Below are 21,260 nucleotides of genomic sequence, written 5' to 3' on the forward strand. Positions count from 1 at the left end.
AAGAATGGTTCATGCATGAATTGGGAACAGATAGCATCGGATTTCGCTTGGGACGGCTCATGGCGAGACATCTACGTTCTGAACACGTCTGAGGCAGATTGGCAGGGCGTCTGGAACATCCTCCTGGAATGGACCCCGCCTGCTAGTTTCAGTGTCTCCGGCAAGATCGAGTCGATGCCATTGGGCGTCGAAGCGGCCCTGGAAAGCGAAACAGGCAGCTTACTGTCTTTTTACGTCGGGCCAATTCAGCTTGCATGTCACTTCTTCACCGTTATCGAAATTGAGTTCGACTTCGATCCAAGGCAAGTCAGCGGAAAAACCGAGGTTGAGCACCTTGACCGCTTTATGCGATTGCTCGGTGACGCTACTGGGAAGCAGATAATTCTCACGCAGGAAAATGATCAACAGGCTATCATCGCACGCTACTCTCCCGATCTTGAGAGGGTAGTTTGGACTGCACTTTCATAGCCGAATGTCTGCAACGGGTCGTTTGTTGACTGGCGGCTTCCGCCTCATGGAGGCTATCGCCAAACCATAGGAACCATCGTGAGCCCACCAGCGAGGCGTGAATACTGCCCCGCCGCCTTCGAAGTGTTGCCTTCGGGCTTGCTAAGCCGCTTCAGCCAAACACTTCGCACATGTCCCACGAAACTCGATCACCGCCTTCTTGGCGGCGAAGCCGGTCGAACGCACCCATTCGTCGAGCCGGTGTCCGACATCGTGGTCGGAGAACTCGGTCACCTGGCCGCAGGTGTCGCAGATGGCAAACGCCGTCATCGAATGGCTGTGGTCGTGCGGCTCGGCACAGGCGACGAAGGAATTGAGGCTTTCGAGCCTGTGCACGAAGCCGGATTTCACCAGCGTGTCGAGCGCCCGGTAGACCTGCAGCGGCGCGCGAAAACCGCGCTCGCGCAGTTGGTCGAGCAACGTATAGGCGCTGAGCGGGCCGCTGGCGGCCTCGAGCTTCTCGAGAACGCAAAGCTGGTTCTTCGTCAGTACATCCCTTGCCGCCATGATCCTGTTCCAAGCCGCTCCGTGCCGATCGCTGCCATTTCGCAAGCAGTCGGACCTCTTCCACTGAGATAGCGACGAACTGCCATTTTTGCTACTGTTTCTATTCGCAGCCGGTGGTCGGCTGGCCGGCGACGCCATATTCAAAATACTGACAAAATCCTCGGCCAGGCTGGCCGTGCTTGGAAATTCGATCGGGCTTGGGGAAGCAATCATGATCAAAGTGACGCGGCGGACGCTGCTTGCCGGCACGTCCGCGCTGGCCGCTGCCGGCCTGGTGCCGTTTCGGGCATTCGCAGCGGCGCGCACCTACCATGCGCTGCTTGTTGCCTGCACCGATTACCCGAACCTGCCGAAGAAAAACTGGCTGATCGGACCGAAAAACGATGCCGGCCTGGTGCGCGATTACCTCCTGGGGAACACGCCCGCGCCGGTAAAATTCCTGGCCGAAAACGTCACGCTGCTCGCCAAGGATGTCGAAGGCGCCAACGGACCGCCGACACATGCGGCGATCAAGGCGGCGTTGGCCGATCTTGCCGCCAAGGTCCAGCGCGACGATTTCGTCTACCTGCATTTGTCCGGTCACGGCGCGCAGCAGCCGGCAGCGAACAAGGGCGACGAGACGGACGGCCTCGACGAGATTTTCTTGCCGTCCGACATCGACAAATGGGTGAACCGCGAAAAGGGCGTGCCCAATGCGCTGGTCGACAACGAGATCGGCACCGCGCTCGACGCTATTCGCGACAAGGGCGCCTTTATCTGGGCCGTGTTCGACTGCTGCCATTCCGGCACGGCGACGCGCGCCGCCGAGGTCGACGACGAGTTGGAACGCAAGGTCGAGTTCGCCGATCTGGTCGGCGGCGACGACGCTGCCAGGGCGGCTGCGGTGAGAGCCTATGACGAGATTGCGTCGGCCGCGCCGCGCGGCTTTGACGAGGACGGGCAGCGCAAGCCGGCCTTCAAGCTGACGCCGACCGGCGCCGAGCCGACCACCAAGGGCAAATTGGTCGCCTTCTACGCGGCGCAGACGGTGGAGACGACGCCCGAGATGCCGCTGCCCAAGGGCACGGCCGATGCACCGCGTTTCGGGCTGTTCACCTTCACCATCCTGTCGAAACTGGCCGAGAACCCCAACATCACTTATCGCCAGCTCGGCCAGGCCGTGCTGCAGCAATATTCGGCGGACGGCCGCACCCGGCCAACGCCGCTGTTCGAGGGAGAACTCGACGCACGCGTCTTCGGCACCGACAAGACCGAGGCGGTCATGCAATGGCCGATCGTCATCGAGAACGACAAAGCCATGATCGGCGCCGGGTTGCTGCATCGCCTCACCCCCGGCAGCAGGCTCGCAATATTGCCGTCGGCGCTGTCGCCGCTGTCCGAGGCGCTTGGCTATCTCCAGGTTCAGTCGGCGAAAAACCTGGAAAGCCGGGTCAAGCCGGTCGAGTTCGGCGGCAAGCCGGCGCTCAAGCTGGCCGACATCCCCGCCAATGCCTATGCGCGGCTGGCCGAGCTCGCCGTCGACTACAAGCTCGTGGTCGCGCGGCCGGCAGCGGCCAAAGGCCTCGAGAAAGAGGCCGCGCTGGCGAACTCGGTTCTCGACGAACTGGCGGCCAGGGAGAACTCAGGGTTCCACATCGCGCTGGTCGAGCCCGGCAAGAGCGCAGATCTGCGTCTCGCAGTGCTGCGCGAGAACGCCATTGCCGGCGCCGCAGAAGATGCCACCGACACGCCGGCGCTGTGGTTCCTGCCGGCTTCGGGCGACATGACGCTCAAGGACGGCAACAAGCCGCCGTTGATCGTCATTCATCCGGACGGCCGCGAAAAGTTGATCGAGGCCGCCGCAGGGAATCTGACGAAAATCTTCCGCGCCATCGGCCTGTCGAGGCTGGCCGCCGCTTCCGATTATCGGCCGGAAGAGGTCAGCGTCGAGTTCCGGATCAAGCGTTTTGACAGCGACACGCTGCAGCCGATCGAACCGTCGACGGTGCCGCGTGTTTCGCCCGACGATCAGGTCCACGTACTGGCCAGGAACGGTTCGACCAACCTGGTCGACATCAACGTGCTCTACGTCGGCTCCGACTATTCCATCCAGCATTTTCTTGCCGAGCGCCTGACCGAAGGCGCCGTGCTCGAGGAAGGCCTGTTCAAATTCACCGACACCAGCTTCGGCATGGAGCGGATGATCGCCGTCTTGACCGAGGCGCCGCCGCAGAGCGAGAAGCAGGATCTGAGCTTCCTGGCGCAAGAGGGGGTTGTCTCGGTAACGCGCGGACTGGGACAGCCAAGCTTCGCCGACATGCTGGCCGATATCAGCATGGCGCCGGCGACGCGTTCGGCCATGCGGCTCACCGACGACAAGGGATCGAAGGGCGCCGTGATGATCTTCCCGATGGAGACGGTGCCGCGCGCCTGAGGCGGGGTCAGGTGCCCGGCCGGGCCTCTTGCCTAATCGGCTGATAATGAACATTCTTCGACCGCCGCTGCCGGCGGCCGAACGGAACGGATGAGGGCGTTCGTGAACAGGATCGTATTTTCGTGGCGCGCAACAACCGCCGGCCTTGTCGCCGGGCTGTTGCTGGCCGCCAATGCTTCGGCGGACGAGGCTTGCGGCCTCTGCGCCAAGGAGGTCGTCATCAACTCCGAACTGGCGAGCTGCTTTCTCGACCAGTACGACCGGATCGCCAAAACCGGCAACACCGCCGTTGTCGTCGATCTCAGCAGCTGCGCCTCGCGCGGCGTGGTCGAACCATTGCCGTCGCCGAGCAAGGCGCAGGTGGCGCCTGACGTGCAGTTCATCGTTTCGCGCACGCAGCTGGATTGCCTGAAGAAGAAGCTGGAGGCGCCGGGCATCGTGCTCGACCCGTCCGCCACCATAGAACTGGACAGCTGCGGATGACGAAAGCGGGGGGCAACGCAACGCAGCAGGCAGTGACGGCGCCGGTACCGCAAAAGAAGCCGGTGTCGCTGCCGGAAACCGTCGAAGGCCTGCCGTGGGTGAGCAATCACGAGGTCAAGAAGGAGGCGAACCCGTTCACCGATCGCGACTGGCGCATGCTCGTCTATGCCTGGTCCGGATTGCTGGTGCGCCTGGCGATCATCTTCACCTTGATCTTTTCGGTCTACCAGTTCCTAGCGAACCAGGAGCAGAAGCGCGTCGAGCAGACGATGTCGCTGGTCGAGCTCTGGGAAAGCAAGGACTACCAGCAGGCGCAACGGGCCCTCAAGCAACGCCTGGCGGCGCTCAACGCCAAATACGGCAATCTGCTCAGTGCCAATCCGACGCCGACCGAGGAACAGGTGTTCAGGCAGCGCATCGGCATCGAAGCGATGAGCGCAACCGGCGGCGACATGCCGCTTGCCGAGTTCAGCGACAATTTCGACCGCATCGTCTATTTCCTCAACCGCCTTTCCTTCTGCGTCGAAGGCAGGCTGTGCTCGCGTGAGGTCGCCGACTCCTATTTCCGCGACTATGCCGCTTCGTTCTGGAGCTATTTTGCCGGCTATATCGACAAGGAACGCAAGGCCGGTTCACCGACTTTCGCCCAGCCGATCGAGAACTATGTCCGCCAGGCGCCACCCTCGGCCCAGTCCAGATAATTCCCGAAAATGCGAAAGCCGGCGACGGAAATGCTCCGCCGCCGGCCGGTTTTCCGCGACGATCGCGGCGGAAACTCTGCAGGCCTATTTGTACAGGCTGTTGATCCACTGGACGTTGATGGCGTTCAGACGCACGGCTGTGTTGGCATCCGGGCTCTCGGCCACGTTCACGCCGGTGATGACGCGCTGCTTGGAGCCATTGTCGTAGGCATAGACCGAGCTGCCGCTCGATCCTGGATACGTGTCGCAGTCGTACTGGAAATACTCGGTGGCGATGTGTTCGGCGAGCACTTCGCAGGTCGCCTTCCACATCGTGCCCATCGGCTTGTCGCCGGGATAGCCGACGATGTTGGCGGTGAAATCGCCGAGATCCACATAATTGGCATAGCCCAGCCAGCCGAGGTTGGTGCCGACATCCTGCTTCAAGGTGACGATGCCGAGATCCCATGGCACGACCGAGCCGTAAAAGCCCTGGTAATTGTCGATGAAGCCCTGGATGATATAGGCGCTTTCATAGGTGAAGGCGCCGAACGGTGCGTCGTCGGCAGTCTTGCCGTTGAGAGCCGGCACGAACAGGATGTCGTCGAGCCAGGCCTTGTCCTCGTGGCTGTAGAGGCAGTGCGCCGCGGTGAGCACCGTGCGCGGGCCGATCAGTGTTGCCGAACAGCTGCCATAGCTGCCGCTTTTCGATTTGCCTTCGAGGTAGCCGATCGCGGTGAACGGGTAGGTTTTGGTATTCTTGATCTGCTCCCGGTCGTCCGTCCCGAACACCTGGCGGCCGGCCTCTTCGCCTCCGCTCAGCCCGGAATTCTCGGACTTCTGTCCCTCGGCGGGCGCGTTCATTTCCTTGATGACAAGGTCCTTCAGCGTCTCGTTCGGATCGATCTTGATGTCCTTGCCATCGGCGGAGCGGCCGACGATGCCATAGGATTTGACGGCCGTTGCTTCGTCGGTGAGCGGCGCGGCGCGGTTGGCCTCGTCCTCGGTCAGTTTCGGCGGGGCGATCGGTTTCGCCCGGCCGGGCTTGTAATCGCCCGATGTCACATCCCGCATGCTTTCGCCGTTGCCGGCATTGGCGGAACCTGGATCGGCTGCCAAGGCAGGAACCGCCCACATTGCGGTGGAAAGCAACGCGGACGCAATAATGCTATATGTCAGTTTTGTCATGGTGAGACTCTCCCAAAAGTCAGCAAGGACTGGATCAAGATACAGAAATATTGTCGAGATCGTGGTGGCGCAGAAAAATGAAATTGGTTACCGGTGCCTTTACCGGGCCATTATTCAGTGCAGCCAGTTTAGGTCCCCGCCAAAAATGCCTGCAACGGTATACTGCCTAAAATAATCCAACATTGGCAACGACAAATTGCTTCCACATAGCCCGTGCGGGGCTATAGGATTTTGGGCGGGTTTGGCTCGACAGCACGACTAGCAGAAATGGTGCTCGGCTTTGTGACGGATCATGCTTCGCCGTGGAGCATGATCTCACCGGCCGGTTCCATTTCAGTGGATCATGCGTCGGCGACTGACCTGTCGGGAACATCGTCTCAGGGGGTTCGAGGTGAAGATCATCCATAGGTTCAGACCGATTGCCGCCGCCGCACTGCTCGGCATCGCGGCGGCCTTGCCGGCCGTCAATTCCGTTCATGCCACGGACGCGGCCGCGCGGCCGGAGGCGGCGATCTCGCCGATGAAACGCGTGGCCGAGGCCAGGGCCAAGGCCAAGGCGGAGAACCCCGACGGCGCCGATCGCGTCTACGGCGGCAAAGAGGCCGAGAAGGGCGCTTACCCGTTCCAGGTGGCATTGTTGACCACCAACAGACTGGACAAAAGCCCGGCCTCGCAGGCGAATGCGCAGTTCTGCGGCGGCAGCCTGATCGCGCCGCAATGGGTGCTGACGGCGGCGCACTGCCTCAATGACGACGGCGAGCCGATTTCGCCTGATATGGTCACCGTGCTCACCGGCGCCACCGATCTCAGCGAGGGCAAGCGCTACAAGGCGGCGGAGATCATCGTCAACGAGGGCTATAGCGAGCAGACGCTGGACAACGATCTCGGCTTGATCCGGCTGGCCGAGCCGGCCGATGCTCCGACCATCAAAATTGCCCGTGAGCCGACACCGGACACCGGTAAGACGACGGTCACCGGTTGGGGCAAGATGCAGGACGGAGCGTTTCCCACCGCGCTGATGGTCGCCGACCTGGACCTCCAGCCGAACGCAACCTGCAACAGCGGCATCAAGGCGATTTATGCGCATGATTTGAAGGCAGCGCTCGGCGAGCTCGCCCGCCGCATGCGTTACTCGGAAAGGGGCATCGAGGCGGCCGCCAACGCGATTGCAGCTGACATGGCCGATCCGCTGACCGGCAACATGATCTGCGCCGGCACCGCAAGCGGCGAGCGCGACGCCTGCAACGGCGACAGCGGCGGACCGCTGTTCATGACCGGCGCCGATGGCCCGGTGCAGGTCGGCGTCGTCAGCTGGGGCGAAGGTCCGGCCGACGGCAGCACCGCCTGCGGCCACAAGAACGCCTACGGCATCTACACGCGGCTGGCCAATTACACCGGCTGGATCGAAGAGAAGATGAAGACGGCAGCGCCGGCAGCGCCCAAAGCCCTCGGCACGGCGCAGAAGCCCGCCACGCCCTGACCGGTGTCATTTGCTGAATGACGGCGGGAGCAATCCCGCCGTTTCTGCCCGGAACCTTAGGTTGGGACTAGAACCAGCGATCGCGGCGCTGGTCTGTGGCGGCCAAGGCGAGGCCCAGTAGCGCCCCTACGGCCGCTCCGAGTATGAAGGCGGACGATATTGTGCCGGGATTCTCCTGGACAACCCCGGACACTGTCTGCGCCCTGTTGCGCAGGGCTTGTGCCGTCCGCGAGGCGCGCTCAGCAGCGTTGCCATACCAATCGCCGGCGTCCTCAATCGCCTCTTCCGCGCGTTCGGCCAAGGTTCGGTTGATCTTGTTGATCTCGCGCCTCAGCTGCGCGACCTGCTTCTCCAGGGCTTCCTGAGCTTCACGTTGAGTCATCTTCGGTGCTGCGGATTCGTTCGGTTCGTCGGCCATTGTAATCTCCTTTGCTCAGGCTCGGCTCAACGGCCGGCCCACTGTGCAGGTTCCTCCGCAAAACGCGTATGTCCGGTGTTTGTTCGGTGAGAAACCGGCTTTTGTCCGGCATGTCTGCGAATTCGGCATCAACATCGGATCGTTCCGGCGCTCCCCGCGTTGGTGAAAACGCCACAAGGGAGGAACCGCCATGGACGACGATCGGCATGAAAAAATTCGGCAGCGAGCCTATGAAATCTGGGTGCGCGAGGGCCGCCCGCACGGCGCACATGAGCGTCATTGGCAGCAGGCGAAACATGAGCTTGACCTCGACGACGCGACAACGGTGCCGGCAGATGATGGCGCGGCCGAGCACGGTCCCACTGGAACGATCGCCAGTTCCGACGTTCTGACGGTCGAGGCACTGGCGATGCGCACCGGGATAACCGGTGATCAGGCGCAAGAGCTGATCGACAGGCTTGGCAACGACAGAGCGACGCTCGAGGAAGCCGCGCGGAACCTCAAGGCAGCCGAAAGTTAGAGCGTGTTTGAGAAGGGGATTCCCAGCGCTGCTTATCAAGCACGCTTTTAGCGGCGCTCGACACCCTTTGCCGCCAGGATGTCATCAACGGCTGCCGACATCAGAAATTCCGACAGCTGCTTGGCAGCTTCTGCGTCCGTTGAATCGGCGCTGATGCCAATGGCGAAGTCAACGTAACTCTGGAGTTCTTCCGGAAACCGACCGACAAGCATGACCTCGGGAGCGGCCGCGAGAATCGAAGTCACGGGAACGACCCCCAACTCGGCTTCCCCACGTCCCACGGCCGGCGCTGTCTGCCCTCCTGGTATGGCCACCAGCTTGGGCTTCACCTCATCCGCTATCCCCAAACGTTCCAGCAAACCGGAGAAGTAGCCACCGCTGGTTCCTTCACTGGCGTAGGCGATCGATCTGGCGCTCTTCAACGCCTGTTCGAATGCTTCCACGGACCCGATGTCGAGCGGTCGACTGCCAGCCTTGGCCGCCACCCCCATTGCTATCCGGCCGAACGCTACCTGGCTCCCCGCCTTGACCTTTCCCAAGGCAGCCAGATCCTGAACCAGGTTCGGATTGGTGATGACGAGGTCAAAAGCTTCCCCAGCCTCAATCTGCTTCTTTACGGTCGGATTGAGCTCCCACTTGACCGCAACTGTGAATCCCGTGGCCGCTTCGAACCGAGGTATGAGCGCAACGACGGCGGGGCGGACCGCAATGGCGCCAAAAAGCCGGATTTCCTGATTCATGGCCTAACCCCGAATCGATCGTAACGACCTTCCTTGGAATGCGTATCTAAGCCTTCATTCGGCGACCAGATGCCGAAGTCGCCTACTTCCTTGGCGGACCCTTGCGCTCGGCCGATGCCGCCCAGAGATTGATGTCCGACTCGCGGGCAAAGCTGTCGATCTCGGCGAGCTCTGCATCGCTGAAGTCGAGCGCCTCAAGCGCGCCGACGCAATCCTCGACCTGTTCCGGCCGGCTGGCGCCGATCAGCGCCGACGTCACCCTGCCCCTGCGCAGCACCCAGGCCAGCGCCATCTGCGCCAGCGTCTGGCCGCGGCGACGGGCGATGGCGTTCAGCGCCTCGATATTGGCGACGGACTTGTCGTTGATGAATGCCGGGCGCAGCGACTTGCCCTGGCTGGCGCGGCTGCCATCGGGGATGCCGCCGAGATATTTGTCGGTCAGCATGCCTTGCGCCAGCGGCGAGAACACGATGCAACCGACGCCAAGCCCCTCCAGCGTATCGAGCAGGCCGTCATCCTCGACCCAGCGGTTGAGCATCGAATAGCTCGGCTGATGGATCACGCAAGGCGTGCCGAGCTGCTTCAATATGTCGGCGGCCTCGCGTGTGCGCTGGGAATTATAGGAGGAAATGCCGGCATAGAGCGCCTTGCCCGAGCGCACCGCGTGATCGAGCGCGCCCATCGTCTCTTCCAGCGGAGTGTCTGGGTCGAAGCGGTGCGAATAGAAGATGTCGACATAGTCGAGCCCCATCCGCTTCAGGCTCTGGTCGAGGCTGGCCAGCACATATTTGCGGCCGCCCCATTCGCCGTAAGGCCCTGCCCACATTTCGTAGCCGGCCTTGGTCGAGATGATCAGCTCGTCGCGATAACCGGTAAAGTCCGTCCGCAGGATCTCACCAAACGCCCGCTCCGCCGAGCCGGGCGGCGGGCCGTAATTGTTGGCGAGATCGAAGTGCGTGATGCCGAGATCGAACGCCTTGCGCGCGATCGCCTGCTTGGTTCTATGTGGCGTGTCGTCGCCGAAATTGTGCCACAGCCCAAGCGAGATCGCCGGCAGCTTCAGGCCGGATCGCCCGCAGCGATTGTAGACCATCTTTTCGTAGCGGTTCTCGGCGGGAACATAGGGCATGGGAAATCCTCAAATCGAAACGAGCCCGACGGCTGCCGCCGCGACAGTGGGGCAGTCGAGCTTGCCACCCTTAGCCTCTCCCCGCGCAAACGGGGAGAGGCTTTTTGCGGTGCTTGGGAGGTGCGCCGCCTACTTGGTTTTCTTCTTCGCCAGCAGCTCCTTCGCCGCCTTGACGCCGAGTGCCGCGGGCCGCTCGCAGCTGGTCTGCATGGCGACGAACTTTCCGGTCTCGCCCGAACGCAACAGGCCGGTCATGACGTCGACGGCATGCAGCGCCAGGTCCATCGAGCAGCGGTGCGGCCGGCCTTCCCTGATCGCGATCGCCATGTCGGCCAAACCGGCGGTGCGGTAGTTGGCCATCATGCCTTGCGAATGCATCTCGTTGGGCACGCCGAACGGATGCGGCCATTTCGGCAGCTTCTTCACCGGTTTGGCGGCTTCGGTGTAGCGCACTTCGCCGCCGAAGAAGTTCGGATCCGGCACGAACACCGTGCCCGCCTCGCCATAGAGTTCCATCGGCGCGTGGCCATGGCTCCAGACGTCCCAGCTGGTGTTGAGCGTCACCATGGCGCCGTTCTCGAATTCCAGCACGCCGTGGATCGTCGTCGGCGTGGAGACCGGGATCTTTTCGCCGGCGCGCGGCTTCGAGCTGATGATGCGTTCCGTCATCGGGATCGAAGCGAAGGCCGCGACCCGCTTCACCGGCCCGATCAGCTGGATCAGGTTGGTGATGTAATAGGGTCCGATATCGAGCACCGGCCCGGCGCCCGGCTGAAAGAAGAAGTCCGGATTGGGGTGCCAATGCTCCATGCCATGGCTCATCACATGACATGTGCCGCTGGTGACCTTGCCGAGCCTGCCGGTGTCGATGAGGTCGCGGACAAGCTGGTGCGCGCCGCCGAGGAAGGTGTCGGGGGCCGAACCGATGCGCAGCCCCTTGCTTTCCGCCCGTTTTTTCAGGTCGAGCCCTTCCTTGACCGACAGCACGAAGGGCTTCTCCGAATAGACGTGCTTGCCGGCATCGAGGATCTGCTTCGACACCTCGTAATGCACCGCCGGAATGGTCAGGTTGACGATGATGTCGATATCGTCGGCCTTGAGCAGCCCCTCGACGGTCTCGGCGCGCAGCTTGAACTCTTTTGCCCGCGCTTTCGCCGCTTCCATGTTGATGTCGGCGCAGGCGCGCATCTCGATGCCGCGAAACAGCGGCGCCAGCGAGAAATACGCCTTCGAGATGTTGCCGCAGCCGATGACGCCGATGCCAAGTTTTGTTGCCATGCTGGTGTGCTCCTAATAGGTCTTGGCGGCTGCGATCGAGCGGCGGGCGAAGCGCTCGATATCGTTGGGATTGTCCTGTTCCATGACGTAGTATTTTGCGGCGCTTTTGGCGTGTAGCGCCTTGATCAGGCCGGGCCAGTCGATGGTGCCGTGGCCGACGTCGGACCAGCCGTCCTCGTCGAGGCCCTCGCCCGGCTTGGCCAAGTCCTTGACATGGACGGCGACGATGCGCTTGCCGTGCTTCTCGATCCAGGGCAGCGGATCGACGCCGCCGCGCACCACCCAGGCGACGTCCATCTCCCAGCCGATGTCGGGCGCGGAGGACAGGATATGGTCCTGCGGCACCGAGCCGTCGGCAAGCGCCTTGAACTCGAAATCATGGTTGTGCCAGGCAAAGCCGTAGCCGGCTTTCCTGGCCGTCTCGCCGACCTTGGCCAGGCGTTCGCCGAAGCCGCGCCAGCCGGCTGTGTCGGCCGGCCTGAACTCGGCGTTCAGGAACGGGCAGATGAGCAGCGTGATGCCGAGCGCGTCGGCCGTCCTGCGCACGCCGTCGAAATCCTTCTCGAGCGCGTCGATCGAGAAATGCCCGGTCGGCATGGCGAGCCCGTTCTTGTCGAGCTCGGCACGGAACGCCTTGGGATCGTCATAGACGCCGCCGAACCCTTCGACTTGGCTGTAACCAAGCTCCCCCAGCATCTTGAGCACGCCCTCCCAAGGCTGGAAATTGCGGGCGCTGTAAAGTTGGAATGACCAGTTCATCGTCTCTGTCCGTTTTCTTGTGGATGGTTAGTTTTGGGGGGATGAGTCTTGGGGAGTGGAAGAGTCTTGGGAGGCTAAATCATGCTCTAGAGGCGGTTACCCGTGGCGGCGTCGAAAAGCGAGGCGCGCATCGGGTCAAAACCGATGCCGACCGCCTCGGCGTTGTTTGGCGTGCGCTCGGCTGTCACCCGCACCGTGAAATTCTGGCCGGCGAGCTTCAGCCAGACCAGCGTGTCGGAACCCATGGGCTCGACGACCTCGACATTTGCCGTGGCTGCGAACGGCCATCCCGTGCCGCTGTTGAACGCCACGTGCTCGGGGCGGATGCCGAACACGGCCGGCCCTGGCACCGGGTCCTTCTCGAAAGCATAGGTGGCAAGCGGTATCCGCACATCCTCGGCGACGAAGTGCCAGTCGCCTGCCGCTTGCTCCAGTCTGCCGTCGAGGAAGTTCATTGCCGGCGAGCCGAGGAAGCCGGCGACAAACCGGTTGACCGGCCGGTTATAGATGGTCTGCGGCGCATCGAGCTGCTGGATGACGCCGCCCTTCATCACCGCGATACGGTCGGCCAGCGTCATCGCCTCGATCTGGTCGTGGGTGACGTAGATCATGGTGTTCTCGAGCTTGCGATGCAGCAGCTTGATTTCGACGCGCAATTCCGCGCGCAGCTTGGCGTCGAGGTTGGAGAGCGGTTCGTCGAACAGAAAGACATCGACGTCACGCACAAGTGCGCGCCCGATGGCCACGCGCTGGCGCTGGCCGCCGGACAGCGCCGCCGGCTTGCGATGCAAAAGCGGTTCGATCTGCAGGATCTCGGCGGCCCGGGCGATGCGCTTGGCGATCTCGTCCTTGGCGAGGCCGGCAACGCGCAGCCCGAACGACAGGTTCTTCTCCACCGTCATCTGCGGATAGAGCGCGTAGGACTGGAACACCATGCCGATGCCGCGATCCTTGGGCTCTTCCCAGGTGACGTTCTTGCCCTTGATGAAGATGCGGCCTTCGGAAACGTCGAGCAGCCCGGCAATGCAGTTGAGCAAGGTCGACTTGCCGCAGCCGGACGGGCCGAGCAGCACGATGAATTCGCCTTCGGCAACATCGAGGTTGAGCGTCTGCAGCACCGATATCGCACCGAAATTCAGCGACAGGTTCTGGATCGAGACGCTGGTGCCGTTTGCCGCAATGCTGCCGTTTGCGTTCATCGCCATCATCCTTTCACCGCGCCGGCGGCGATGCCGCGCACAAACAATTTTCCGGACAGGAAATAGACGATCAGCGGCACCAGGCCGGTCAGGATGGTGGCTGCCATGTTGACGTTGTATTCCTTCACGCCTTGCACCGAGTTGACGATGTTGTTGAGCTGCACCGTCATCGGATAGGTGTCGGGGCGGGTGTAGACGACGCCGAACAGGAAGTCGTTCCAGATGCCGGTCACCTGCAGGATGATGGCGACGACGAAGATCGGCAGCGACATCGGCAGCATGATGCGGAAATAAATGCCCCAGAAGCCGGCGCCGTCGACACGCGCTGCCCGGAACAGCTCCTCCGGCATGGAGGTAAAGTAGTTGCGGAACAACAGTGTGAGGATCGGCATGCCGAAGATGGAATGGACGATCACCAGGCCGCTGAGGCTGCCGTAAAGGCCGACTTCGCGCAGGATGATGACGATCGGATAGATCATCACCTGATAGGGGATGAAGGCGCCGACGATCAGGATGATGAAGAAGGTGTCGGCACCTTTGAAGCGCCAGTTGGCAAGCGCATAGCCGTTCACCGAGGCGAGCGCGATCGACAGGATCACCGACGGGATCGTGATGCGCACGGAATTCCAGAAGCCACGCGACAGCCCGTCGCAGTTGAGCCCGGTGCAGGCGCTCGACCAGGCCTTGACCCATGGCTCGAAGGTGATCTCCATCGGCGGCGAGAAGATGTTGCCGAGGCGTATCTCGGGCATGCCTTTGAGCGACGTCACCACCATCACATAGAGCGGCAAAAGATAGTAGAGCGCCACCACGATGAGCGTGCCGTAGAGGAAGATGTTGCGGCGGGAGAACATATGCCGCGGCTTCGGCCCGCTCGGCCCGTACGCTTCGAGCGTGCCGGGGCCGGCCGGCAAGGAAACGGTATGGTCAGACACGCTTCTTGCCTCCAAACTCGAGATAGGCCCACGGCACGATGACGATGATCACCGACAGCAGCATCATGGTCGAGGCGGCGAACCCCTGACCGAGGTTCTGGGCGAAGAACATGTAGTCATAGACATATTTGGCCGGGACTTCGGAGGCGATGCCGGGCCCGCCGCTGGTCTGGGCGACAACCAGGTCATAGATCTTGACGATACCGGCAGCGATGATGACGAGCGTGGTGATGAAGACCGGCCGCATCATCGGTATGATGATGAACAGATAGGTCTTCCAGGTCGGTATCCCGTCGACCCGCGCTGCCTTCCAGATATCCTCGTCGATCCCGCGCAGGCCGGCCAGCATCAGGCACATGATGAGCCCGGTGCCCTGCCAGAGAGCGGCGATCAATATGCCGTAGATGACGATGCTGGAATCATAGAGCGGATTGAAGCTGAAGCTCTCCCAGCCGAGGCTGCGCACCACTGCCTGGACACCGAACTCGGGGTTGAGCAGCCACTGCCAGACGAGACCGGTGACGATGAAGGAGAGGGCGAAGGGATAGAGGAAGATGGTCCGGAACGTGTCCTCGAACCGGATCTTCTGGTCGAGCAGGGCGGCAAGCAGGAAGCCGATCACCAGCGAGAACAGCAGCGACAGCACGCCGTAGATCAGCAGGTTCTCGATCGAGACCAGCCAGCGCGGCACCGACCACAGCCGGTAGTACTGGTCGAGCCCGACGAAATTCAGCCGTGGCAGGAGCTTCGAACTGGTGAAGGAATAAAGCACCGTCCAAGCGCTGCCGCCGACAAAGATCACCAGCGCGGTGAGGATCATTGGGATCGAGGCTATCTTCGCATTGAGGTTGCGAAAGAGTTGGCTAGGGCGTTCGCTCTTGCTCATCTGCACAGCCGCGCTGGATCGGGTAAGGGCCGGAGGGTCAAGAGGCCTTGACCCGAGCTCCCGACCCTGCGTTTGCAGGGGCGGGAGTGAGGCGGTCGGTCGATCGCTCAATCGGCCGAACCGACAATGGCGGCGAAGCGCTTCTGCGCATCTTCCACGGTCATGTCCTGCTTGGCGAAGAACTCGGAGAAAAGATCCTCCTTCTGCTTCTGCGTATCCTGCGAAAGCAGCTGGTCGGTCCAGGGCATGACATTGCCTTTGGCGAGAATTTCGAGCCCCTTCTTCATGCAGTCGTTCGCCGCCTTGAGGTCGACGTCGCCGCGCACCGGCAGCGAACCTTTCTTGAGATTGAAGGCGACCTGCGTCTTGGGATCGAGCAGCGTGTGGGCCAGCACTTCCTGTGCCTTCGATTTTTCGGGATCCTTCAGCAGCGGGAAGTAGAAAGCGTCGCCGCCGGTGGCGATGACCTCGTTGAGACCGAGGCCCGGAAGGCAAGTATAGTCCTTGCCGGCGGTCTGGCCGGCAACCTGGAACTCGCCCTGCGCCCAGTCACCCATGATCTGGCCGCCCGCCTTGCCGGTGATGACCAGATTGGTGGCCTGGTTCCAGTCCTGCACATTGGTGTTCTTGGCCATCTTGCGGGCATCGTCCGCGGCCTTGAAGACCTTGGCGACCTCGGGCCCGGCGGCGAATTCCGCGTCCTTGTCCTTGTAGACCTTGAGGAAGGCGTCGGTGCCGCCGACCGCCGCAAGCAGCACGTCGAAAGCGCCGGAGGCCTGCCAGGGCTGGCCGCCGACCGCTAGCGGCTGGATGCCTGCCTTTTCAAGCGCGGGCGCCGCAGCGACATATTCATTCCAGTTCTTCGGCACCGGCACGCCGGCTTTTTCGAAGGCCGCGTTCGACAGCCACAGCCACTGCCAAGAGTGGATGTTGACCGGCACGCAATAGATCTTGCCGTCGAGGGTACAGCCGTCGAGCAGGCTCTTCGGCTGCACGATTTCCGTCCACTTTTCCTTGGTGGCGAGATCGGTGAGGTCGCGCATCAGCCCGGCCTGCACCAATTCTTCCGCCTGCCGGCCGTGATTGAACTGGGTCGCGCCCATCGGGTCGCCGCCGGTGATGCGGCTGATCATGATCGGCCGCGCCGTACCGCCGGAGCCGGCGATGGCGCCGTCAACCCAGTGATTGCCGGTTGCGTCGAAAGCCTTGGCGAGTTCGGCGACCGCTGCCGCCTCGCCGCCGGAGGTCCACCAATGGGTGACTTCCAGATCCGTCGCGGCCGCCGGGCCGGCAAATTGCAGCGCGACCGTCGCAGCCAGCGCAGCAGTCATGAGTTGGTATCGCATTTCGTTCCTCCCAGAATCTGAAACGTTACAGATTTTCGATACGGCAATTGCTTAAGGCGCGCAACCCCTCAGGCGAAGGTGGCATCAGGTTTTTTCGAAGCGCGAATAAAATCGGGTGGCCCGCCGACCTACCGCACCGCAACAGGAGAGGTTGCACTGCAAAAAGTTGATGCTGCGACGCCAGAAAACCGGAAAAGCCCCTTCTGTCGCTCTTTTTTGCGCCGACCGGAGTGCCGCTCGTTTTGCGCCTGTCACCAGTGATATCGCCACGGCAGTGACAATCTGTAACGTTTCAGTATATAGCGGTCTCATTCGGTGAAGGCCCGCGGCGTACCCGCGGCCCGCCGATTGCCGGCCTGCCCGGCAACTGCTATGCGCCTGACGGGGCGGGATGAATGAACAGGCATCAAGAAGAGAAGGCCGACGAAGCGTCGGGCCGGGGCCGACCGACACTGAAGACGCTCGCCTTCATGACCGGGCTGGGCGTCACCACCGTGTCGCGCGCGCTAAAGGATGCGCCCGAGATCGGCGCCGAGACCAGGCGGCGCGTCCAGCTTGTCGCCAAGCAGATCGGTTATCGGCCCAACCGTGCCGGCGTCCGCCTGCGCACCGGCAAGACCAATGTCATCAGCCTGGTGCTCAACACCGAGCACGAGATCATGAGCTTTGTCTCGGATATCATCTACGGCGTTTCCGAAGTCATTGCCGACACGCCCTACCATTTGATCGTGACACCCTACTCGCGCTCGCAGGATCCGCTCGACCCGATCCGCTACCTCGTGGAAACCGGTTCAGCCGACGGCGTCATCATTTCGCGCACGCAGCCGAACGATCCGAGGGCCCGTTATATGCTGGAGCGCGGCATCCCCTTTGCCACGCATGGCCGCACCGATATGGGGCTGATCCATCCCTACCATGATTTCGACAATTACGCTTTCGCAGCCGAGGCAGTGCGCCATCTGGCCGGCCTCGGCCGTCGCCGCCTGGCTCTGTTGGCGCCGCCGGTCGAGCTGACCTATCACGGCCACACGCTCGCCGGCTTTGCCGATGCGCTGAGCGAGGTCGGCGCCAGCGAGATTCCGTTCAACACCGTTTCGATCGATCATTCGATCGAGCAGATCAGAATGCGGACCGCGCAGCTGATGCGCCGCGAAAGCCGCCCGGACGGTTTCATCAGCAGCGCCGCCGCCGCGACGCTCGCCATCGTCGCCGGCATCGAAGACGCCGGCCTCAAGCTTGGCCGCGATGTCGATGTGGTGTCCAAACAATCGTCGGAGCTTCTGCACCTGTTTCGCAGCGAATTGCTGGTCGTCAACGAGAACTTCCGGCTGGCCGGCGCCGAACTCGCCCGCTCGGTGCTGGGCTGGATCGGCGGCGCCGCCCCCGGCACCCTGCAGAGCCTGAGCGAGCCGGGCGAAGTGCAGGCCTATCGCCGCCCGGCGTGAGCGGGACATGTTCAAAGTGAACTGGCACCCGCTCCATCTATTGTCATAGCCGCATTTCTGCGGCGCCAAGTGATTCCACTTGAATGCAAAATGCGCGCTGCTGACTGGCAACCTTGGGGCCGTAAGCCGAACGACCACTATCGAGATGCATTTGGCTGAAGCAGCCGTTCCGCTGGCGCCTCTTTGCGCCATTGCGCAGGGGGTCTGCTAACCCGAAGCTTTGCAGCACCCGTTGCATCGACGATTGTCGGCCACCTCCGCTGACGTTGCGCATCCGCTCCGAATCGTCCCAGCTTCCTAGGTTCCCAGCCAGATAGTCCAATATCTAATATCTGGCTCCCTTCTTTAAGTGCCGGGAATCGCAAAAGGTGTTGGCCACCCCAAGCGGGATGGATCTGGAGGTTCTTCTGGATTTCGTGGTTGTATCCAATGATATACGTGCTTACCACTTTGCGAGTTCTTCGATATGGAAAAGAATAATTGGAATCCGGAACGGAGGTGTTGGCATGGCGAGATCGACGGCCGTCGAAAAGATTGAACAGAAGGGTGGTCAGAAGCCGGATAGCAAGACCGTCTTGGCCGGGAGTCACTCGAAAGAACTTTTCTTCGCCGTTGTCGGTCCGGTAGGGGCAGGCGCGTCGCAGGCGATCAAGGCACTGCAACGCGTTTGCAAGTCCGGCGGCTATGAAGTTGAGCTGATCAAGGCAAGCGACTTGATCCGAACCTGGGCAAAAGAGAACGGCCTCGCATTCCCTGGTGTAGGACCCAAAACTCTGGAAGTGATCACCGAGTTGCAGAACTTCGGCGACTCGATGCGCGAGCACGACATGGCCGAAGTCGCCAAGGCGGCGATGCGCGAAATCGCACAGCGACGTGCAAATCGCACCGGTCAGACGTACGTCAAGGGCGAGAAGGTCATTCCTGACAGCGTCAAGCGCGTCTACCTTATCGATTCTATAAGGCACCCGGCCGAAATTCACCTGTTGCGCAGAACGTACGGTAACGCCTTCGGGCTGATCGGCGTCGTTTGCGAGGAGGGCGTGCGTCGCGCACGAATCCTCGAGAAATACTTCCGCGGGCCGGAGAAGGGGCTGCCTGAAACCCAGAGCGCCGTCGACCGTTTCATGGACCGCGACTCGGACGACTCTAACCGCAAGCATGGCCAGCATGTGACCGAGGCGTTCTACGAGGCGGATTTCTTTATCGACAATACCCGTGATGACCCGAACGGCACCAAGAACCTGCTCGACACAGATTTGAGCAGGTTCGTTAGCATCATCTCGCATGATCGTGTGGAGCGGCCCTCCATAGAGGAGACCGCGATGCACCATGCCCACTCCGCGCGCGTACGCAGCGCCTGCCTATCCCGGCAGGTGGGAGCGGCATTGGTCGACGCCGATGGAACCGTGGTCGCGACCGGAACGAACGAAGTGCCGGCGGCGGGAGGCGGAGTCTATGGCGAACGCTTCGCGACGTCGAGCAGAGGCAATGATGATCATCGTTGTGCTTTCCGCGCCGAGGCGTATGGCAGCAGCAATCGCGAGCAAAACGACATTATCGACAACTTGATCGAAGTCCTTCCAGAGCTGAGGCAGGTTGCGGACAAGATCGACCTGGCTGCGCGCATCCGGAAGACTCGGCTGGGCGGCCTTATCGAGTTCAGTCGTGCGGTCCATGCCGAAATGGATGCGTTGCTGTCGGCCGGGCGCGAAGGTGTTTCGACCGTGGGTACCCGCCTCTTCGTCACGACATATCCCTGCCACTATTGCGCCAGACACATTGTCAGTGCCGGCGTGTACGAAGTTCAGTTCATCGAGCCGTACCCCAAGAGCCTGGCCAGAAAGCTGCATAGCGATTCCATCGAGGTGACCCCGTCCGAGTGGATACCGCCGGTCGCAAAGAGCATAGGTGCCGCGCGGGCACAGATGCGTACCGCTCTGGATGTCGATAAGGACGACGTTAAGCTCAACGAGCCTAAGGTGCTTTTCAGGCCGTTTGTAGGAGTCGCGCCGCGGATGTACGTCCGTGCATTCGAGAAGACATGGCAACTCAAAAATAAGACAAGCGGAGAATTTGAGATGGGGGCACCAGAATGGGGTAGCGAATGGGCCACCTTAACGGTAGGCTATCCCGAACTCGAAGCAGCCTTGGCGAAATAGCGTGGCGAAACCGCAACTCACACTCGTCGAGAATACTGGAAGCTGGCATGGCCACGTCGACGGTCGCGTTGTCGCACAGACGCATGAGGTAGCCACCCGTCGTACTGTCCAGAGCTTACCACGTGCCGATCAGCTTGATCTGTTCGAGGCGCCTGCTCTTCCCGATTTGCGCGTTTTCGTCGTTGCCATGGATACCGTCCATGGCCGGACGCTTCAGAAGGCCGTGCTGTCTAACAAGCCTAGGTCGGTGATTGATCTGCGATACGCGGCCCGTTTTGACCAATACGGATCCGACCGGGACACATTGTTCGCCTATTTCAAGTCGGTCGGCTCTTACTACGCCCTGGACTCGATGCCTTGGCACGACCTTTCGGTCCGTGACTTCATGACGGAGGGCGGTGTTCAGGTCCCCCGAGTTCATCATGAGTTGGTTGAGCTCGATAGAGGGGCAGTAATGTTCTTCGTTCCGAAGCCACAGCACGCCGGCATGCTCATTACGTACCTGAACCGGATGCTCTCTGCCAAAGTCAAGAGCAGTTGGCGGATTGAGCAGGTCGGGTGACAATGCAATTCAAGGAAACGTCGCCCTACGCGGGGTAGCGCCTATGCCACCCGGAAGAAGCTTTTACCTTTATCGTAGCCTTCCGCTTGGCCGGGCAAGCGAGAATGGAATCAGACGAGCGGTTTAGATGGGGCCATCTCAACATAATAATCAATCATCCCACTCGAAGCAGGCGGTGCGCGCTATGAACATTCGAAGGATGTTGTCGCTAGCAACGACAAGTTCATGATCACGGAAATTCTCAGGCGACTTGGAGCCATGGAAGAGGTTGCATCGGATGGTATAAATAGTCCGAAGGAGCTGAGGCCAAGTCGGGGTGTCGCCGACCGTCCAATCGACTGGCTGAAGCTTGACACCATGAGGTAAAACTTCTTCCATAAGTTCCTGTCGAGAAAACCGCCAGAATGCGTCACGCCCGAGTTTTCGGCGCACATCGCGGACATTGAGTACCGGCCACATCGTCGCGAAAACCTCGACCTTCTCGCGAAAGTCAGGCGAATTCCTAATCAGCTCGTTATAAGCCTCCGTGAGACGCTGGTGGTTGGCCAGTGCTGTGATCATCTCCGCGTCGGTCGCGGCATCCGTCACACATTCCATCCACCCGTTGAACCCCATCCATAGGTTTA

21 protein-coding genes are annotated in these 21,260 nt (G+C 61.5%); 9 read left to right on the forward strand and 12 right to left on the reverse strand.

Annotated features, from left to right (window positions below):
- Positions 1-15 precede the first annotated feature (15 nt).
- The gene (locus NKJ73_RS02645; protein ID WP_352568251.1) at positions 16-468 is read left to right on the forward strand and encodes a hypothetical protein; all 453 of its coding nucleotides are present in this window, start codon (positions 16-18) and stop codon (positions 466-468) included.
- A gap of 141 nt (positions 469-609) precedes the next feature.
- Here NKJ73_RS02645 and NKJ73_RS02650 read toward each other — a convergent pair whose 3' ends face one another.
- A complete protein-coding gene (locus NKJ73_RS02650) occupies positions 610-1,014 on the reverse strand; it encodes a Fur family transcriptional regulator (protein ID WP_023675234.1) in 405 nt (134 codons plus the stop codon).
- 211 nt (positions 1,015-1,225) lie between these two features.
- Between NKJ73_RS02650 and NKJ73_RS02655 the strand changes: the two genes are divergently transcribed.
- The 3 genes from NKJ73_RS02655 to NKJ73_RS02665 all read left to right on the forward strand — a co-directional run bounded on the left by NKJ73_RS02655 (position 1,226) and on the right by NKJ73_RS02665 (position 4,611).
- Positions 1,226-3,427, forward strand: coding sequence for a caspase family protein (locus NKJ73_RS02655; protein WP_352568252.1), 2,202 nt, complete (start codon positions 1,226-1,228; stop codon positions 3,425-3,427).
- Between the two features lie 102 nt (positions 3,428-3,529).
- On the forward strand, positions 3,530-3,910 hold the full coding sequence (locus NKJ73_RS02660) for a hypothetical protein (RefSeq protein ID WP_352568253.1): 381 nt from the start codon (positions 3,530-3,532) through the stop codon (positions 3,908-3,910).
- On the forward strand, positions 3,907-4,611 hold the full coding sequence (locus NKJ73_RS02665) for a DUF4760 domain-containing protein (protein ID WP_352448354.1): 705 nt from the start codon (positions 3,907-3,909) through the stop codon (positions 4,609-4,611). The genes NKJ73_RS02660 and NKJ73_RS02665 overlap by 4 nt, the downstream gene beginning before the upstream one ends.
- 84 nt (positions 4,612-4,695) lie before the next feature.
- On the opposite strand, the gene NKJ73_RS02670 is transcribed toward NKJ73_RS02665, so the two are convergent.
- Positions 4,696-5,778 carry a trypsin-like serine peptidase gene (locus NKJ73_RS02670; protein WP_352568254.1) on the reverse strand — a complete coding sequence of 361 codons (1,083 nt, stop codon included), beginning with the start codon at positions 5,776-5,778 and terminating at the stop codon, positions 4,696-4,698.
- Between the two features lie 391 nt (positions 5,779-6,169).
- Between NKJ73_RS02670 and NKJ73_RS02675 the strand changes: the two genes are divergently transcribed.
- On the forward strand, positions 6,170-7,258 hold the full coding sequence (locus NKJ73_RS02675; RefSeq protein WP_352568255.1) for a S1 family serine peptidase: 1,089 nt from the start codon (positions 6,170-6,172) through the stop codon (positions 7,256-7,258).
- Positions 7,259-7,325: 67 nt separating this feature from the next.
- On the opposite strand, the gene NKJ73_RS02680 is transcribed toward NKJ73_RS02675, so the two are convergent.
- Positions 7,326-7,676: a hypothetical protein gene (locus NKJ73_RS02680; RefSeq protein WP_023675228.1), complete on the reverse strand. Its 351-nt coding sequence runs from the start codon at positions 7,674-7,676 to the stop codon at positions 7,326-7,328.
- A gap of 190 nt (positions 7,677-7,866) precedes the next feature.
- On the opposite strand from NKJ73_RS02680, the gene NKJ73_RS02685 reads away from it, so the two are divergent.
- On the forward strand, positions 7,867-8,196 hold the full coding sequence (locus NKJ73_RS02685) for a DUF2934 domain-containing protein (RefSeq protein WP_352568256.1): 330 nt from the start codon (positions 7,867-7,869) through the stop codon (positions 8,194-8,196).
- Positions 8,197-8,243: 47 nt separating this feature from the next.
- On the opposite strand, the gene NKJ73_RS02690 is transcribed toward NKJ73_RS02685, so the two are convergent.
- From NKJ73_RS02690 to NKJ73_RS02725, 8 genes are all read right to left on the reverse strand, one after another.
- Positions 8,244-8,936 carry a molybdate ABC transporter substrate-binding protein gene (locus tag NKJ73_RS02690; protein ID WP_352568257.1) on the reverse strand — a complete coding sequence of 231 codons (693 nt, stop codon included), beginning with the start codon at positions 8,934-8,936 and terminating at the stop codon, positions 8,244-8,246.
- 82 nt (positions 8,937-9,018) lie between these two features.
- Positions 9,019-10,065, reverse strand: a complete 1,047-nt coding sequence (gene mgrA / locus NKJ73_RS02695) for an L-glyceraldehyde 3-phosphate reductase (protein ID WP_352568258.1) — start codon at positions 10,063-10,065, stop codon at positions 9,019-9,021.
- Positions 10,066-10,194: 129 nt separating this feature from the next.
- Positions 10,195-11,343, reverse strand: a complete 1,149-nt coding sequence (locus tag NKJ73_RS02700) for a Gfo/Idh/MocA family protein (RefSeq protein WP_352568259.1) — start codon at positions 11,341-11,343, stop codon at positions 10,195-10,197.
- 12 nt (positions 11,344-11,355) lie between these two features.
- Complete coding sequence (locus NKJ73_RS02705) at positions 11,356-12,102, reverse strand: sugar phosphate isomerase/epimerase family protein (RefSeq protein WP_352568260.1); 747 nt, start codon at positions 12,100-12,102, stop codon at positions 11,356-11,358.
- Positions 12,103-12,188: 86 nt separating this feature from the next.
- Positions 12,189-13,301, reverse strand: a complete 1,113-nt coding sequence (locus NKJ73_RS02710; RefSeq protein ID WP_352448362.1) for an ABC transporter ATP-binding protein — start codon at positions 13,299-13,301, stop codon at positions 12,189-12,191.
- A 5-nt stretch (positions 13,302-13,306) separates the two neighbouring features.
- Positions 13,307-14,236, reverse strand: coding sequence for a carbohydrate ABC transporter permease (locus tag NKJ73_RS02715; RefSeq protein ID WP_023675222.1), 930 nt, complete (start codon positions 14,234-14,236; stop codon positions 13,307-13,309).
- Positions 14,229-15,122 (reverse strand): carbohydrate ABC transporter permease, encoded by an 894-nt coding sequence (locus tag NKJ73_RS02720; RefSeq protein ID WP_023675221.1) that lies wholly within the window; start codon positions 15,120-15,122, stop codon positions 14,229-14,231. The genes NKJ73_RS02715 and NKJ73_RS02720 overlap by 8 nt, the downstream gene beginning before the upstream one ends.
- Positions 15,123-15,229: 107 nt before the next feature.
- On the reverse strand, positions 15,230-16,468 hold the full coding sequence (locus NKJ73_RS02725; protein WP_352456792.1) for an ABC transporter substrate-binding protein: 1,239 nt from the start codon (positions 16,466-16,468) through the stop codon (positions 15,230-15,232).
- A gap of 395 nt (positions 16,469-16,863) precedes the next feature.
- Between NKJ73_RS02725 and NKJ73_RS02730 the strand changes: the two genes are divergently transcribed.
- The 3 genes from NKJ73_RS02730 (at position 16,864) to NKJ73_RS02740 (ending at position 20,634) form a co-directional block, all read left to right on the forward strand.
- Positions 16,864-17,913: a LacI family transcriptional regulator gene (locus NKJ73_RS02730; protein WP_352568261.1), complete on the forward strand. Its 1,050-nt coding sequence runs from the start codon at positions 16,864-16,866 to the stop codon at positions 17,911-17,913.
- 506 nt (positions 17,914-18,419) lie between these two features.
- Positions 18,420-20,072 carry an anti-phage dCTP deaminase gene (locus tag NKJ73_RS02735; RefSeq protein ID WP_352568262.1) on the forward strand — a complete coding sequence of 551 codons (1,653 nt, stop codon included), beginning with the start codon at positions 18,420-18,422 and terminating at the stop codon, positions 20,070-20,072.
- 1 nt (position 20,073) lies between these two features.
- A complete protein-coding gene (locus tag NKJ73_RS02740) occupies positions 20,074-20,634 on the forward strand; it encodes a hypothetical protein (protein ID WP_352568263.1) in 561 nt (186 codons plus the stop codon).
- Positions 20,635-20,784: 150 nt separating this feature from the next.
- On the opposite strand, the gene NKJ73_RS02745 is transcribed toward NKJ73_RS02740, so the two are convergent.
- Positions 20,785-21,222, reverse strand: a complete 438-nt coding sequence (locus NKJ73_RS02745) for a hypothetical protein (RefSeq protein WP_352568264.1) — start codon at positions 21,220-21,222, stop codon at positions 20,785-20,787.
- Between the last annotated feature and the right edge of the window lie 38 nt (positions 21,223-21,260).

The organism is Mesorhizobium sp. M0074 (assembly GCF_040322975.1).
Lineage (GTDB): Bacteria > Pseudomonadota > Alphaproteobacteria > Rhizobiales > Rhizobiaceae > Mesorhizobium.